Source organism: Flavobacterium sp. CFBP9031, assembly GCF_034044945.1.
Taxonomy (GTDB): Bacteria; Bacteroidota; Bacteroidia; order Flavobacteriales; family Flavobacteriaceae; genus Flavobacterium.
Genome location: NZ_JAXCWF010000008.1, coordinates 108,291 through 123,554, shown reverse-complemented (window position 1 = coordinate 123,554; position 15,264 = coordinate 108,291). Strand labels below are relative to the sequence as shown.

The window sequence follows — 15,264 nt, the reverse complement described above, 5'->3', positions numbered from 1 at the left end:
TTAATATTGATTTAGAATTTCTATAATAAAATCAACCTCAACTTCGGTTAAAACTGGACTCATTGGCAGACTCAGAACTTCATTATGAATTTTCTCTGTAATTGGAAATGACAGATTATTCCATTCTGGAAAAACTTTTTGCTGATGTGGCGGAATTGGATAATGAATAACCGTTTGAATATTATTTTGAGTTAAATATTCTTGTAAGTCCTTTCTATTTTCTGTTCGAATAACAAACAAATGAAAAACATGATTATTTGAAAAATCCCAAAACGGCAACGCTATTTTTTTGTTCTTAATTTCGGATAAATATCGTTTTGCAACTGTTCTTCTTTTCTCATTATCTGAATCCAAATGGGGTAATTTTAGATTTAAAAAACCCGCCTGTAATTCATCTAATCGCGAATTCAAACCAATGTATTCGTTATAATATTTTTTCTCTGAACCATAATTTCGAAGCGAAAAAAGCACTTTTGCCAAATCCGAATCATTTGTAGTAATCGCTCCGCCATCGCCCAAACATCCTAAATTTTTTCCTGGATAAAAACTATAAGCAATTGCTGATTTTATATTGTTGCTTTTAGATTTTAGTTTTTCAGCTCCGTGAGATTGTGCTGCATCTTCAACGACAATTAAATTATGTTTTGCTGCAATTTCATTTATTTTCTCCATTTCGGCTATTTGTCCGTATAAATGAACAGCTAAAATAGCTTTGGTTTTTGGAGTTATTTTCTCGTGAATTAAATCTGGATTTATATTGTACGTTTCTAATCTTGGCTCGACCAAAACAGGAACTAAATCGGCTTGTAGAATGGCCAAGATACTGGCAATGTAAGTATTTGCAGGAACTATAACCTCATCTCCTTTTTTAAGTTTTCCGAGTTCGATATACCCCTTAAAAACAAGAACTAAAGCGTCAAAACCATTTCCTACTCCGATACAATATTTTGACTGGCAATTTTCGGCAAAAGCTTTTTCAAATGCTTCCACTTCTTTTCCTAAAATATACCAGCCGTTTTCTAAAACCAATTTCAGTTTTTCCTGAAAGGCAGTTTCATACGGTTCGTTTATTTTTTTTAGGTCTAAAAATGGTATCACTTTATTGCTATTTTATAAAAATCCTGATTGTAAACTGTACAGCCTAATTCTTCTTTCTGTTTTAAAAGCCCAGAATTATAACCTGATTCATTTTCGTCGTCTACAATTCCCATATCAAAAAAATGCTTTCCTTTTCTTTTGTATTTATGAATCAGATTAATGAATAAAAAATCTAGTGCTCTAAATTCTTCTCCAGTTTTTGAAGTCGCACCATATTGCGATTTTACAACATTTTTGGTTTCAAAAATAGTTATTCCGGCAATTATCTCGTCATTCCTGTAAGCAGAATATTGCCTGATATTTTTCGGAAATTTAGATTTTAAAAGCGAGATTTCTTCTTTTGAATGCACTGGTTTTGCGTTAAATTTTTCTGTTAATCTCGGTTCTAGAATTTTTTCCCAAAACGGATCGAAATTCTCTTCTTCAAAAATATCTAAATCTAGATTTTCAATTCTTCTAAAATGCTTCATTTTGCTTTTAGAAATTTTTAGCGGAACCGTCAGATTAATGGCCAGATTCATTTCTTTTCGTTCTAGAACGGCTCCTCTTTTCAATAAAAAAAAATCAATTTCTTTGTTTCCTTCAGAAAAATAAAAATCTGGAACAGGCTTATAATAAAAACTATCAACCTTATTTTCTTTCAAAAAAAGCAAAATTTCATCTAAAATCGATTCTACCTTTTCTGCTTTTAGTTTTGACAAATAAACCAATCCGCCGTAAGTAAGTCCTTGGTGCGAATAAACAGCATTTTCTTTTTTATTGGCAGGAAGAATAGCAAGTAACTTTTTATCTTCAAAAACCAAAAGCGAAAAATCTTCAAAGCGATCTTTGTGGTATTCCATAAAATCGCGATGAAACAAAAAAGTTGCATTTTTAGCCTGAGCGACAAAATCGTTCCAAACCGAATAATCTTTCTGATCGTATTTTTTAATGATAAATTTCTCCATACTGAATTACATGTGATCAAATGCTTTTAAATGCCATTTGTATTTAACTGCCATTAATCGAATCACAATAATCACCAGAGAAGTAACTAAATATAAGATATCGTCATTTAAATTTAATTTTCGCAATCCAAAAAAAACAATTCCACCCAAAATACAGATGGTTGCATAGATTTCTTCTCGAAAAACATTTGGAATTTCGTTACATAAAATATCACGAATTACACCGCCAAAACAGGCAGTCATTGTTCCTAACGCGATACAAATTGCTGGATGAAGTCCCGTTATAAGTCCTCTTTCTAGACCTATTAAAGTAAAAACTCCAAGCCCAATGGTATCAAAGAGAAACAATGAGGTTCGAAGTTTATCAAATCTTTTTCTGAAAATAATGGCTAGAAAAAATCCTAAGATAATCACATACACGTATTGCATGTCACGCATCCATCCAACGGGAGTTCTTCCAATTAAGACATCGCGAAGCGTTCCGCCGCCAACTGCAGTGACAAATGCAATGATAAAAACACCAAACGGATCTAGTTTTTTATGCATTGCTGTTAAGGCACCAGACATAGCAAACGCCATTGTCCCAATAATATCAAGTAAGTGAAACATTTTTTCTGAGTTACAAAGATGCAAAGCGTCAAAGTTACAAAGTTGTAAGGAATAATCTTAGTAAATCTGACTCAGAAAAAAACCTGTCCTTTTTTCTAAGCTACAAAAAAGCAAAGTATCAAAGCTACATAGTTGTAAAGAACGATCTTAGCCAATCCAACTCATAGAAATACTTATCATTTTTTTACATAAATCGGACTTCTTTTTAATAAATACGAAATAGAATCCATCCATCCATCTTTTAATGCTAACAAAGGTTTACGGGTTTGAGAATAGATTTTATCTGTGTTTCTGTACATATCAAAATAAACCGTATAGTAATAATAGGTTTGATTGTTTGCTGTTGTAGTCGAAATATCGCTGGTAGTCACTTTTTTATTGTTGTTGCTCACTTTAGCATTTCCACTATCATAAGTCGTAGCTGTAGTACCAGTTCCTATTGTGTATGAAACTTTTGCAGCAACAATATTATCTACTCCTAATATTTTTTCCAGATCTTCTATTGGCGTTTCGTCAATATTATTATGATCAATTCCAGCTTTGTGCAATAAACTATTTGTGGTTCTTAAATCCTGAACCGTCAACGGAAAAATATTAGCTGATTTATCCAATAACTTGTTATACAAATCGTTTTGAGCAAATTTTGCCATATCCTCAGAACCTTGCTGATTATCTGCATTTACATAAGGAATTGGCAATACAGCAATTGTATTGTGCTGTTTCTCTGCACTTACTATGGGTTGTGATGATGTGCTTTGAGCACTGTTTGTTGTGTTTGGAGAAATGTCAAAAGTTTGAGATCTTCCGCTTGCAAAATCGATTTTCGCAATCTGAGAAACGTCTAGCGAGATTTGAACGGTTTCGCCTGGAAGTGAATATTCTACTGTTTTATCAGACATTTTTAAAACCGTACATTCAATAATCTGATAATCTTTTTTTATAATTTTATCTAATTTTTTTCCGCTTTGAGCAAAACTTACGCAAGCAGATAACAGTACTAGTAATACGAGAAAAGGCTTTGTAATTTTCATTTGTTTGGAAATTTATGAATTAATTATCTATATATAAATTTACGAAGAAAAAATAAAAAATTATCAGCAAAAATTAGAAAAATCAAATAATTCTTCAAAGAAAAAAATTACATGTTTTGGGTATAAAAATTATAATCTTTTAAAATTATTCGAATAAAATCGATGTTGTTTCCAGATTGATTTTTAATACCTGTTACACTTTCAATTTTTGCCACTAATTTGTAAAGAACTTCGTGATCATTTTTAGCTGCTGCCTTTTGATAGGTTTCTTTAATAATTCTCATATCATTGTCTGAAAGCTTGATAACCAAAGGATAAGTTGGCACATAGGCTTCGCCAATTTCCTCTAAAATAGTGTGGCTAATATTAATTCTATTCTTTAAAGTAATTACTGCTGTTCCTGCCGCCATATCTCCCAATCGTTGCGATTTCTGACTTGTAATAACCGAAATAAGTCCTGGAAGTCCGAAAAAAGTAAAAAAGTCAATTACTCTAAAAAACCATCTAATTAAATAATCTCCAAAACCTGCTTGATAACCGTCAATTTTAACGACTTTAATCTTCAATAATTTTTTACCCAATGACTGTCCTTCAAAAACACTTTCTAAAACCAGCGAGTACACAATAACTGGCGAATAGAGCAGTAAAAAAATCGCGCCTCGTGACCAACCGTCCAAGTTAACCATCAATCTATCAAGTTGTAACCAATCAAAAAGTATTATCGAAAGCGCAGTTATATAACAGATTATAATGAACAAATCAATAAAAAAAGCTCCTAGTCTTTCACCAACAGAAGCGGCAATAAAATTTATTTTGACATTTTGTGTCGTATTAATAGATAATTCTGACATATTTCATATTTTAGCCTACAATGAGAGAAATCGCCTTTATAAAACAAAACAGAGAAAAATGGCTCGAGTTTGAGCTGGCAATTTTTGGTAAAGCTAAAAAAAATCCTGATGAATTAGCTAATTTGTACATTCAAATGATGAATGATTTATCGTATGCGCAAACGTATTATCCTAAAAGTAAAACGGTTGTATATTTAAATCATCTCGCTTCTCAGATTTATCAAAAGATTTATAAAACCAAACGCACAGACCAGAATCGTGTTATAGATTTCTTTAAAATCGAAGTTCCTTTATTGGTCTACGAATACAGAAGGTATTTGGTATATGCTTTTGTTTTGTTTTTTGTTACCGTTTCAATCGGAGTTCTTTCTGCTCGCTACGATCGTGATTTTGTACGTCTGATTTTAGGCGATGATTACGTCAATATGACTTTAGAAAACATTAAAAAAGGCAATCCGATGGCCGTATATGGTTCGGGCAGTAATTGGGGAAGTTTTATCGGAATTACTGTAAACAACCTATTTGTAGGTGCCAAATGTTATTTCTACGGTATTTTTGCCGGAATCGGAACTTTCAATGTCTTTCTTCAAAACTGTATCATGCTAGGCTCTTTTCAATACTTTTTCTATGAACAGGGCGTTTTCTGGAAAAGCGTTCGAGGAATTTGGATTCATGGTTCTATGGAAATTTTCGCGATTGTAATCGAAACAACCGCTGGATTTATTTTAGGTGCTTCTATCCTTTTCCCTAAAACTTTTTCGAGAATGAATTCTTTCAAAATTGGTTTCAAAAATAGCTTTAAAATATTCTTAAGCACTTTTCCTTTTACGATAAGTGCAGGATTTTTAGAAGGTTTTATTACCAGATATTCTATCGATATGCCCAATTGGCTAAGCAGTTTTATTATCTTGTTTACGCTTGCAATAATTTCATTTTATTACTTGATATACCCTTTCATTGTACACAAAAAAATTCATTCTTTAACCGCCGAAAAACTTTAAGACCAAGTAATGACAAGATTATTATTTATTTTATCTTTTCTTTTGTGCTGTGGTATTTCTCAGGCTCAGGACTCTATTCCTATTACTGAAGATCCTCCAAAAATTACTGCAATTAAATATACCGAAAAGGACATTCAAGTAGATTCTGGCACTGTAGAAGCCAGACATTTTGAAAAGAATTTCAAGAAAAAATATACCGATAAAGAGTTTGTTTACGAATACAAAGCGCCCGAAAAAAACTGGTGGGATCACTTTAAGCATTGGCTAGCAAGACTAATTTTTAATTTATTTAATTTCAACAGCGTAAAAACATCGCTGAATTTTGTCGCTATTTTGTTTAGAATAATTGCTGTTTTGGTGGTAATTATTTTGATTTATTTTATAGCAAGAGCCTTAACCAAACAAGAAGGAAGATGGATTTTTGGAAAAAATGCCAACAAAAAAACCTTGTTTTATTCTGATGCCGAGAAAAACATTCATCTTTTAGATTTCGAAAAACTTATTAAAGAAAGCATCGAGGCGGGCGAAAGAAGAATTGCAATTCGATATTATTATTTATGGCTTTTAAAGGTAATGGCGCAGAATAGTTACATTGAATGGGATATCGAAAAAACCAATTCTGATTATTTGTACGAATTGTACAACCCTGCTCATAAGGAAGAGTTCACCTATCTTTCTTATTTGTACAATTATATTTGGTACGGCGAATTTGAAATTGACGATGTAGTATTTAGAAAGACTGAAAACAGATTTAAAAAAGCATTAAAAACCTTTGGCAATGGATAATAAAGTTAAAATATACATTGCTATTCTGGTCTTAATTTTCGGAATAACATTATTAGTAGACAAAGGACAGCCAAAACCTATTGATTGGACGCCTACATACTCTGTTGATGATAAAATTCCGTTTGGTTTATACATTTTTGATCATGAAGCAGACGGCCTTTTCAAACAGAAAGTAGAAAGAATTTCGACACAAACTCCCTACGAATACTTGGATTCTCAATATGATGCAAGAGAGAATGTCGAAACGTATAAAATAAAAGGAACTTTTGTTAATATTTCTGAAGCTAATAATATTGACGAGCAGTCAATGAAAGAAATTTTATATTTTGTTTCTCACGGAAATAATGCTTTTCTAAGCATGAAAGTATTTCCTAAAGTATTGCTGGATTCTTTAAAAATCGAATTAAAAACCGATTTTATGCCCGTTGACAGCGTTTCTGTTTGGATGGCAAATAAAAAAGTAAATTCTAAAAAATATACTCTTAATACAGGGTTAAGTGATTATTTTTCAAAAATAGACACTTTAAACACCAAAGTTTTAGGCTATCAAAACAGTACTAGAAACAAAAGACAAGTCAATTTTATTGAAGTGCCTTATAAAAATGGTTATCTCTATCTGCACACGCAACCAGTAGCTTTTACCAATTATAATCTGCTGAAAAAAAATTATTATCAGTACACCGAAAATCTGATCTCTTATATTCCGAAAGGAAATATTTTTTGGTACAATAAAAGCTTTAACGACCAACGAATTTCTAGTTCTCCGTTGCGATATATCTGGAGTCAGCCTGCTTTAAAATCGGCTTGGTATTTAGGTTTAATCGGAATTCTAATTTTTATGATTTTCAATGCAAAACGAAAACAGCGCATTGTTCCAATTATAAAACCGTTACAGAATTTAACCGTTGACTTTACCAAAACAGTTGGAAATTTATATTATCAGGAAGGCGATCACACCAATATTATTGATAAAAAGATTATTTACTTTTTAGAAAAAATAAGAACCGATTATTTGCTGGATACAACCAAACTCGATGACGATTTTATAACCAAATTACATTATAAAACAGGAAAAGACGAAAAAGATATTCGAGACTTGGTGCAATTAATTAATGATCACCGAAATAGTTATCACGGAAGCCTGGAAGAAGATCTCCTTAGATTAAACAAAGCGATAGAAAAGATTTTACATTAACTAAAATAGTTTGTCACAGATTAAAATGATTTTATAAAAATAATCTACGTTAATCATTTTAATCTGCGACAAAAAAACATAAAATAACAGACCAAATTATGGACGATATCAATACAACATCAAGCGAAATCACAAACGAAAATGTGAATTTTGAAACGAGAATTAACTTAGCGCCTCTTTTAGAACACGTAAACACGATTAAGAAAGAAATAGAAACTGTAATTGTTGGTCAGCACAAAATGGTTGATCAGCTTTTGGTGGCTATTTTATCAAACGGTCACGTTCTTTTAGAAGGTGTCCCTGGAGTTGCCAAAACAATTACGGCAAAATTATTGGCTAAAACTTTAAATATTGGTTTCAGTAGAATCCAGTTTACACCCGATTTAATGCCTTCTGATATCCTAGGAACTTCAATTTTCAATCTAAAAAACTCAGAATTTGAATTCAAAAAAGGCCCAATTTTTTCTAATTTGATTTTAATTGATGAGATCAATCGTGCTCCTGCTAAAACTCAGGCCGCTCTTTTTGAAGTTATGGAAGAACGCCAAATTACAATTGACGGATCTGCTTATCAATTAGAAGCTCCGTTTCTGGTAATTGCAACTCAGAATCCTGTAGAGCAAGAAGGAACGTATCGTTTGCCTGAAGCCCAATTGGACCGTTTTCTTTTTAAAATTACGATTGATTATCCAAAATTGAATGAGGAGATTTTAATTATCCAAAGAGAACATTCTTTACAAGATCACGGAAAACTAGATGCTATTAAAACAATTCTTTCTGGAGAGGAAATCAAAGGATATCAAACTTTGGTAAAACAAATTAGAGTAGAACAAAATTTACTGGAATACATTGCCCGAATTGTAGTAAATACGCGCGAAAATGCCTTTTTATATTTAGGAGCTTCGCCTCGTGCTTCAATTGCTATTTTGAATGCCTCAAAAGGTTTTGCTGCAATCCGCGGACGGGATTTCGTTACGCCTGAGGATATTAAAGAAGCGGCTATTCCAGTTTTACAACACCGTGTAATTGTTGCGCCAGAACGTGAAATGGAAGGAATTACAAGCTCTGAAATCATTAAACAGATTATCGAAACAGTAGAAATTCCGAGATAATTATCAATTGTCAATTATTAATTATTCGTCTCCCTGAGCAAAGTCAAAGGGCGCATAAGGCTTCGACTTCGCTCAGCCTGACAAAGCGAAACTTGAAACCTGAAACAACAAAAAGATGAAATTCATAAAAAGCCTATATCTAAATAATTTCTTTTTCTATGTGCTAATAGGCATTATAGGATTGTTTATCTGTGCCTTTATTTTTCCAAATATGTACAATGCAGTTTGGTTGTTGGTTTTAGGTTTGGTTACTTTTTTAGGGCTTGATATTTTACTTTTATATTTATCCCGAACAGGACTTGAAGCAGAAAGAATTACACCCGAAAAATTATCAAACGGAGATTTAAATCCAATTACAATAAATCTTAAAAATCATTATACTTTTCCTATTTCGGTGAAGATTATTGATGAAATTCCGTTTCAATTTCAGATTCGCGACTTCAAAATAAAAAAAACAATAAAAGCGGCCACACAAAAAGAAATTGGTTACGATCTTCGTCCAACAGAACGCGGAGAATACCATTTCGGTTCTTTAAACATTTACGTTTCTTCGCCTTTAAGACTTATTTCTAGAAGATTTTCTTTTGATAATAATCAAATGGTTCCGACCTATCCTTCTTATATTCAATTAAGAAAATATGATCTAATTGCTTTTTCAAACAATTTATTTCAATACGGAATCAAAAAAATACGCCGAATTGGCCACACAATGGAGTTTGAGCAGATTAAAGAATATGTTCAAGGCGACGATTTAAGAACCCTGAACTGGAAAGCGACTGCAAAAAGAAATTCGCTGATGGTCAATCAGTTTCAAGATGAAAAATCGCAATCGGTTTATATGGCAATCGATAAAGGCCGCGTCATGCAAATGCCTTTTGACGGATTAAGTTTATTGGATTACGCAATTAATTCTTCCTTGGTTTTATCGAATGTGATTCTGAAAAAACAAGATAAAGCAGGTCTTTTTTCTTTTTCTAAAAAAGTAGAAAATCGAGTTTTTGCTGAAAGAAGAGGCTCGCAAATGCAGAAAATTCTTGAAACGCTATACAATGTAAAAACGGATTTCTTTGAAAGCGATTACAGCCGATTGTATGTAGACATTAAAAAAAACATCAATCAGAGAAGTTTAATTATTCTGTATACCAACTTTGAAACAATGGATGGTTTAAATCGTCAATTGCCTTATTTAAAAGGAATTGCTAAAAGCCATTTACTGGTTGTGGTTTTCTTTCAAAATACAGAATTGAATTCCATCATCAATAAAAAAACAACTACAATTCAGGAAGTTTACGACAAAGTAATTGCCGAAAAATTCATGTTCGAAAAACGATTAATTGTAAACGAATTGAAAAAATACGGGATACATTCGGTTCTCACGCAGCCTGAAAACCTGACTTTAGATGCTATCAATAAATATTTAGAAATTAAATCGAGAGGGATTTTATAGCCGTCTTTAATCTGTTAACTTATGGTTATTTTAAAGATTGGCTTTACTATTATTTCTTTTATTAAATTAGTTTTGAAAGAAAATAATCTGAATATAACAACATAAAACAGATAGAAAATGAAAAAAGCAATCCTAGTTCTGTTCCTTTTATTAAGCATTCAATCTCAAGCTCAAAAAACAGAAAACATCATTATTATCACTACAGATGGTTTTAGATGGCAAGAAGTTTTTAAAGGGATTGATCCTTCAATTGCCAATGACAAAAAATTCAATCAAGGAGACAGCGCTTACATTTATAAAAAATATAGTGATGCCAATGTCAAAGAAGCTCGTAAAAAGCTAATGCCTTTTTTCTGGTCTGAAATTGCTACAAAAGGTCAAATTTACGGAAATCGAGATTTAGGAAATAAAGTTGATGTAGCCAATCCGTACTGGTTTAGTTATCCTGGTTATAGCGAAATTATGACTGGAAATGTAGATTTAAAAGTCAATTCAAACAGCTATAAAGCCAATCCTAATGTGAATGTTTTGGAATTTTTAAATCAGCAGTCTAAATTGAAAGGAAAAGTTGCCGCTTTTGGTGCATGGGATGCTTTTGACCGAATTTTAAATGAAGAAAGAAGCGGATTTCCTGTAATTTCAGCCTTTGACAAAGTGGGCGGAAACAAACCAACAGCAGCTCAGCATTTGTTAAATGAAATGCGTGACAATTCATATAAACCATTTCACATGGATGAATGCCTAGATGTCTTTACGCACTATCAAGCTTTAGATGAATTGAAAACTAAAAAACCAAAAGTACTTTATATTGCATACGGCGAAACCGATGAATGGGCACATCACGCACAATATCGTTCGTATCTGGATGCAGCCAATCAAGTCGATAAATGGATTCAGGAAATCTGGAATTTTGTTCAAAATGATCCGCAATACAAAAACAAAACAACCTTGTTTATAACGGTAGATCACGGACGCGGAGACAAAGTAAAAGCGCAATGGACCGATCACGGTTCTGACGTTCCAGGTGCTTCAGAAATTTGGTTCGCCGCAATGGGACCTGAAATTACTCCAAAAGGCGAAATCAAAACCAATTCTCAATTTTATCAAAAACAGTTTGCTCAAACTTTAGCAAAAATTATGGGATATAATTTCAAAACAGATCATCCTGTTGATGAAGAAGTAAAAGAAGTTTTTGAGAAATAATTTTTTTCTGCCACGAAAGAAACTTTATTGCTATACCTACAAGGTTTTAAAAACCTTGCAGGAAGAAAAAAACTCTGTACCTTTGCCCCTCTGCAACTTTGAGCCTTAAAAAAATGAAACAAATCACTTCAATTCAAAATCCGTTTATCAAATCTTTGGTTTTACTTCAAGAAAAATCCAAAGCCAGAAAACAAACCGGAACATTTTTAATTGAAGGGCAACGCGAAATTTCATTAGCCATAAAAGGCGGTTACGAAATCGAAACGGTTTTGTTTTTACCAGAATTAGTTTCTGAATCGGAAATCAATAAACTAATTCAAAATTCTTTTCAAATTATAGAAATCAATAAAGAGGTTTACCAAAAATTGGCGTATCGTGATACTACAGAAGGAATTTTAGCTGTTGCGAGAACCAAATCATTAAAATTATCAGATTTAAAATTATCAGATAATCCATTGATTTTAGTGGTAGAATCTTTAGAAAAACCAGGAAATATTGGTGCCGTTTTACGAACTGCAGATGCAGCCAATTTAGACGCTGTTTTAATCGCCAATCCGAAAAGCGATTTATACAATCCGAATATTGTACGTTCGAGCGTTGGATGTCTTTTTACCAACCAAATCGCAACAGGAACATCTGAGGAAATTATTGCTTTTTTGAAAGAAAAAAAGATTAATTTCTACAGCGCAACTTTACAAAATTCGACTTCTTATCATACTCAAAACTTCACTACACCAACCGCTTTGGTCGTTGGTACAGAAGCAACTGGTTTAACTCAGCAATGGCGTGACGAAGCAACTCAAAACATTATTATCCCAATGCAAGGAGAAATCGACAGCATGAATGTTTCTGTCGCAGCTGCAATCTTAATTTTCGAAGCTAAAAGACAAAGAGGGTTTTGATTTTAGATTTTAGATTTTAGATTTTAGATTTTAGATTTTAGATTTTAGATTTTAGATTTTAGATTTTAGATTTTAGATTTTCTAAAAGTCGCTTCGCTCTTTTTTGGAATTTGGGATTTAAAAAATTTGGAATTTTACCTAAAATCGTCACTCTAAAATCTACAATTTGCAAAGCCTTGCGTATGTTCAAACTAATTCTTATTTTTAGTACTTGAACTATGCCGTTATGACAGAAATAGATATTGAAAAAGAAAACAAAGCTATTGCGCAGGAATACAAAGAATTACTCCGAATAAGTTACCAAACTTTAAGCCCAACAGACAAAAAATTAATTCGAAAAGCTTTTGATGTTGCCGTTGATGCCCACAAAGAACAGAGACGTAAATCGGGCGAAGCGTATATCTTTCATCCTATTGCAGTTGCAAAAATTGTTGCCTCAGAAATTGGTCTGGGAGCGACCTCTATCGCCGCGGCCTTATTGCACGATGTTGTTGAAGACACTCCTGTAACTGTTGATGAAATAGAACGCCTATTTAATCCGAAAGTAGCACAGCTTGTTGAAGGTTTAACAAAGATTTCATTAGTCCAAAAAGATTTGAATGCTTCAATGCAGGCTGAGAATTTCAGAAAAATGATTCTGACCTTAAACGATGATGTTCGTGTAATTTTGATCAAATTGGCCGATCGTTTGCATAATATGCAAACCATGGATTCGATGGCGGAATACAAACAAACCAAAATTGCTTCTGAAACTCTATATATTTATGCTCCTCTAGCCCACCGTTTGGGACTTTACAACATTAAAACCAAACTCGAAGATTTAGGATTAAAATACACAGAACCGGCAGTTTACAATGACATTGTAAGCAAAATTCGTGAAACAAAAGAAGAACAAGATGCTTATATCAAAGATATTTCAGATGTTTTAAAGAAATCTTTAGATAGCGAAGGTGTAGACTATATCATCAAAGGAAGACCAAAATCTATTTATTCTATTCGTCGAAAAATGCGTGCGCAAAACGTAACTTTTGACGAAGTTTATGACAAATTCGCCCTTAGAATTGTATACAAAGCCGATCCGCATGAAGAAAAATTCATTGCCTGGAAAATATATTCTATCGTAACAGATCATTATCGCCCTAGCCCTAGCCGTTTGCGCGACTGGATTTCATCGCCAAAATCAACTGGTTATGAAGCGCTTCACATTACTGTAATGGGGCCAAAAGGACGCTGGGTTGAAGTTCAAGTTCGAAGCGAACGTATGGACGAAATCGCTGAAAAAGGTTATGCAGCGCATTACAAATACAAAAACGGCGCAACAGAAGAAAGCGGTCTGGACGTGTGGTTAAATTTACTTCGTGAAGCTTTAGAAAATCCGGAAACTAATGCAGTAGATTTTGTGGAAGATTTTAAAATGAATTTATATTCAAAAGAAATCTTCATCTTTACTCCAAAAGGAGAAATCAAATCGTTGCCAAAAGGCGCGACTTCTCTTGATTTTGCTTTCAGCATTCACTCTGAAATCGGAATTAAAACTCGCGGAACTCGTGTAAACGGAAGACTAGTTCCATTAAACTACGAACTAAAAAGTGGTGACCAAGTTGAAGTAATTACTTCTCCAAACCAAAAACCCACGGTAAACTGGTTAGAATACGTTACAACTTCGAGAGCTAAAAATAAAATTAAAAACGTTCTTAACGAGAACACTAAAAAAATTGCGGAAGAAGGAAAAGAATTACTTGTTAGAAAATTAAAACATCTAAAAGTTACATTTAACGAACAGGTAACAAATGAGTTAGTTAACTTCTTTAAACTAAAAACAAGTTTAGATTTATTTTATAGAGTTGGAATTGGTGCAATCGAAAATCAGCAATTAAAAGATTTTGCGGCGCAGAAAAGCAATTCGTTTATCAATTTCTTTAAAAATAAAATTAAACGAACAAAAGATACCGCAGATGAGGATATTCACAAACCAGTCATTAGCAGTAACTATGACATGCTGGTTTTTGGAACCGAACATGATAAATTAGACTATAAACTTTCGCAATGCTGTAATCCAATTCCTGGTGATGATGTTTTTGGTTTTGTTACCATTAACGAGGGGATAAAAGTGCATAAAAAAGACTGTCCGAATGCGATCGGAATGCAGTCGAATTACGCGTACAGAATTATGAGCGCCAAATGGATTGATTCTTCGCAAGAGGAATTCAAGGCCATTATCAATATTACAGGAATGGATGTTTTAGGACTTACCAACCAATTGACAAAAGTAATTTCGAACAATATGAGCGTAAATATTCAAAGTATTTCGCTTAGTACCGATGCTGGAATTTTCCACGGACAAGTTGCCGTAATTGTTAAAAACAATACGATTTTGAAAAAAATGATTAGCGCCATCAAGAAAATTGATGGAGTTGATAAGGTTACTAGAGAGTATAGAACTTAAACTAATGAATATTAATCATGGAAAATAAATCCTTAGAAATTCCTAAAGTAGCATTTGATGAAAATGGAGAGCTTTTAATTACGGCTTCTGAATCTTCATCAAAAGACGATTTTGATTTTTTTCAAGGAAAATCTATTATTCGCAACAGAAAATTAAAATCCAGATTGACGAATTGCGATGAGTGGATTGAATTTCCTTCAACACAGGAGATGTACAAGATTTTAAATGGAATTGGAAACATTGATAATTTTCTAGCCACTTTTGATGGAGAGCCTTTTGAAGGTATGACAGTAAGATTATTTAATCCGACAACAAAATTGTGGAGCATATACTGGTCAGATTCTACTACGGGAACATTAGACAAACCTGTAGTTGGTTCTTTTGAAAATAAAGTTGGGCATTTTTTTTCTAAAGATGTTTTTGATGAAAAACCAGTTGTTCAAGTATTCCGATGGGATGCTCGAGACGAAAAGAATCCTGTCTGGAGCCAAGCAATGTCTGATGATAAAGGAAAAACTTGGGAATGGAACTGGTATATGTATATGTCGAAATCAAGTTAACCATTGTTAGTTTTTTCATAAATTAAAAAAATTATGTTAATTAAGCTAAATTAACCTTTGAAAATATTTTTAACGT

General features: G+C 32.9%; 14 protein-coding genes. 9 read left to right on the top strand and 5 right to left on the bottom strand.

Annotated features, from left to right (window positions below; all coding sequences use genetic code 11):
• From SOM12_RS14620 to SOM12_RS14600, 5 genes are all read right to left on the bottom strand, one after another.
• On the bottom strand, nt 1–1,098 hold the full coding sequence (locus SOM12_RS14620; RefSeq protein ID WP_095931421.1) for a DegT/DnrJ/EryC1/StrS family aminotransferase: 1,098 nt from the start codon (nt 1,096–1,098) through the stop codon (nt 1–3).
• Nucleotides 1,095–2,045 (bottom strand): GNAT family N-acetyltransferase, encoded by a 951-nt coding sequence (locus SOM12_RS14615; RefSeq protein ID WP_095931420.1) that lies wholly within the window; start codon nt 2,043–2,045, stop codon nt 1,095–1,097. The genes SOM12_RS14620 and SOM12_RS14615 overlap by 4 nt, the downstream gene beginning before the upstream one ends.
• 6 nt (nt 2,046–2,051) lie before the next feature.
• Nucleotides 2,052–2,654: a trimeric intracellular cation channel family protein gene (locus SOM12_RS14610; RefSeq protein ID WP_095931419.1), complete on the bottom strand. Its 603-nt coding sequence runs from the start codon at nt 2,652–2,654 to the stop codon at nt 2,052–2,054.
• Nucleotides 2,655–2,830: 176 nt separating this feature from the next.
• On the bottom strand, nt 2,831–3,685 hold the full coding sequence (locus tag SOM12_RS14605) for a hypothetical protein (RefSeq protein ID WP_095931418.1): 855 nt from the start codon (nt 3,683–3,685) through the stop codon (nt 2,831–2,833).
• 107 nt (nt 3,686–3,792) lie between these two features.
• Complete coding sequence (locus tag SOM12_RS14600) at nt 3,793–4,536, bottom strand: RDD family protein (RefSeq protein ID WP_095931417.1); 744 nt, start codon at nt 4,534–4,536, stop codon at nt 3,793–3,795.
• A 20-nt stretch (nt 4,537–4,556) separates the two neighbouring features.
• Between SOM12_RS14600 and SOM12_RS14595 the strand changes: the two genes are divergently transcribed.
• The 9 genes from SOM12_RS14595 to SOM12_RS14555 all read left to right on the top strand — a co-directional run bounded on the left by SOM12_RS14595 (nt 4,557) and on the right by SOM12_RS14555 (nt 15,188).
• Nucleotides 4,557–5,537 (top strand): stage II sporulation protein M, encoded by a 981-nt coding sequence (locus SOM12_RS14595; RefSeq protein ID WP_095931416.1) that lies wholly within the window; start codon nt 4,557–4,559, stop codon nt 5,535–5,537.
• 9 nt (nt 5,538–5,546) lie between these two features.
• Nucleotides 5,547–6,323 carry a DUF4129 domain-containing protein gene (locus SOM12_RS14590; protein WP_320493960.1) on the top strand — a complete coding sequence of 259 codons (777 nt, stop codon included), beginning with the start codon at nt 5,547–5,549 and terminating at the stop codon, nt 6,321–6,323.
• A complete protein-coding gene (locus SOM12_RS14585; protein WP_320493959.1) occupies nt 6,316–7,518 on the top strand; it encodes a DUF4350 domain-containing protein in 1,203 nt (400 codons plus the stop codon). The genes SOM12_RS14590 and SOM12_RS14585 overlap by 8 nt, the downstream gene beginning before the upstream one ends.
• 98 nt (nt 7,519–7,616) lie before the next feature.
• Nucleotides 7,617–8,630, top strand: coding sequence for a MoxR family ATPase (locus SOM12_RS14580; RefSeq protein WP_320493958.1), 1,014 nt, complete (start codon nt 7,617–7,619; stop codon nt 8,628–8,630).
• Nucleotides 8,631–8,745: 115 nt separating this feature from the next.
• Complete coding sequence (locus SOM12_RS14575) at nt 8,746–10,077, top strand: DUF58 domain-containing protein (RefSeq protein WP_320493957.1); 1,332 nt, start codon at nt 8,746–8,748, stop codon at nt 10,075–10,077.
• Between the two features lie 117 nt (nt 10,078–10,194).
• Nucleotides 10,195–11,280: a phosphoglyceromutase gene (locus SOM12_RS14570; protein WP_320493956.1), complete on the top strand. Its 1,086-nt coding sequence runs from the start codon at nt 10,195–10,197 to the stop codon at nt 11,278–11,280.
• Nucleotides 11,281–11,393: 113 nt separating this feature from the next.
• A complete protein-coding gene (locus SOM12_RS14565; protein WP_320493955.1) occupies nt 11,394–12,182 on the top strand; it encodes an RNA methyltransferase in 789 nt (262 codons plus the stop codon).
• A gap of 226 nt (nt 12,183–12,408) precedes the next feature.
• Nucleotides 12,409–14,628, top strand: a complete 2,220-nt coding sequence (locus SOM12_RS14560) for a RelA/SpoT family protein (protein ID WP_095931408.1) — start codon at nt 12,409–12,411, stop codon at nt 14,626–14,628.
• Nucleotides 14,629–14,645: 17 nt separating this feature from the next.
• A complete protein-coding gene (locus tag SOM12_RS14555; protein ID WP_320493954.1) occupies nt 14,646–15,188 on the top strand; it encodes a hypothetical protein in 543 nt (180 codons plus the stop codon).
• Nucleotides 15,189–15,264 lie beyond the last annotated feature (76 nt).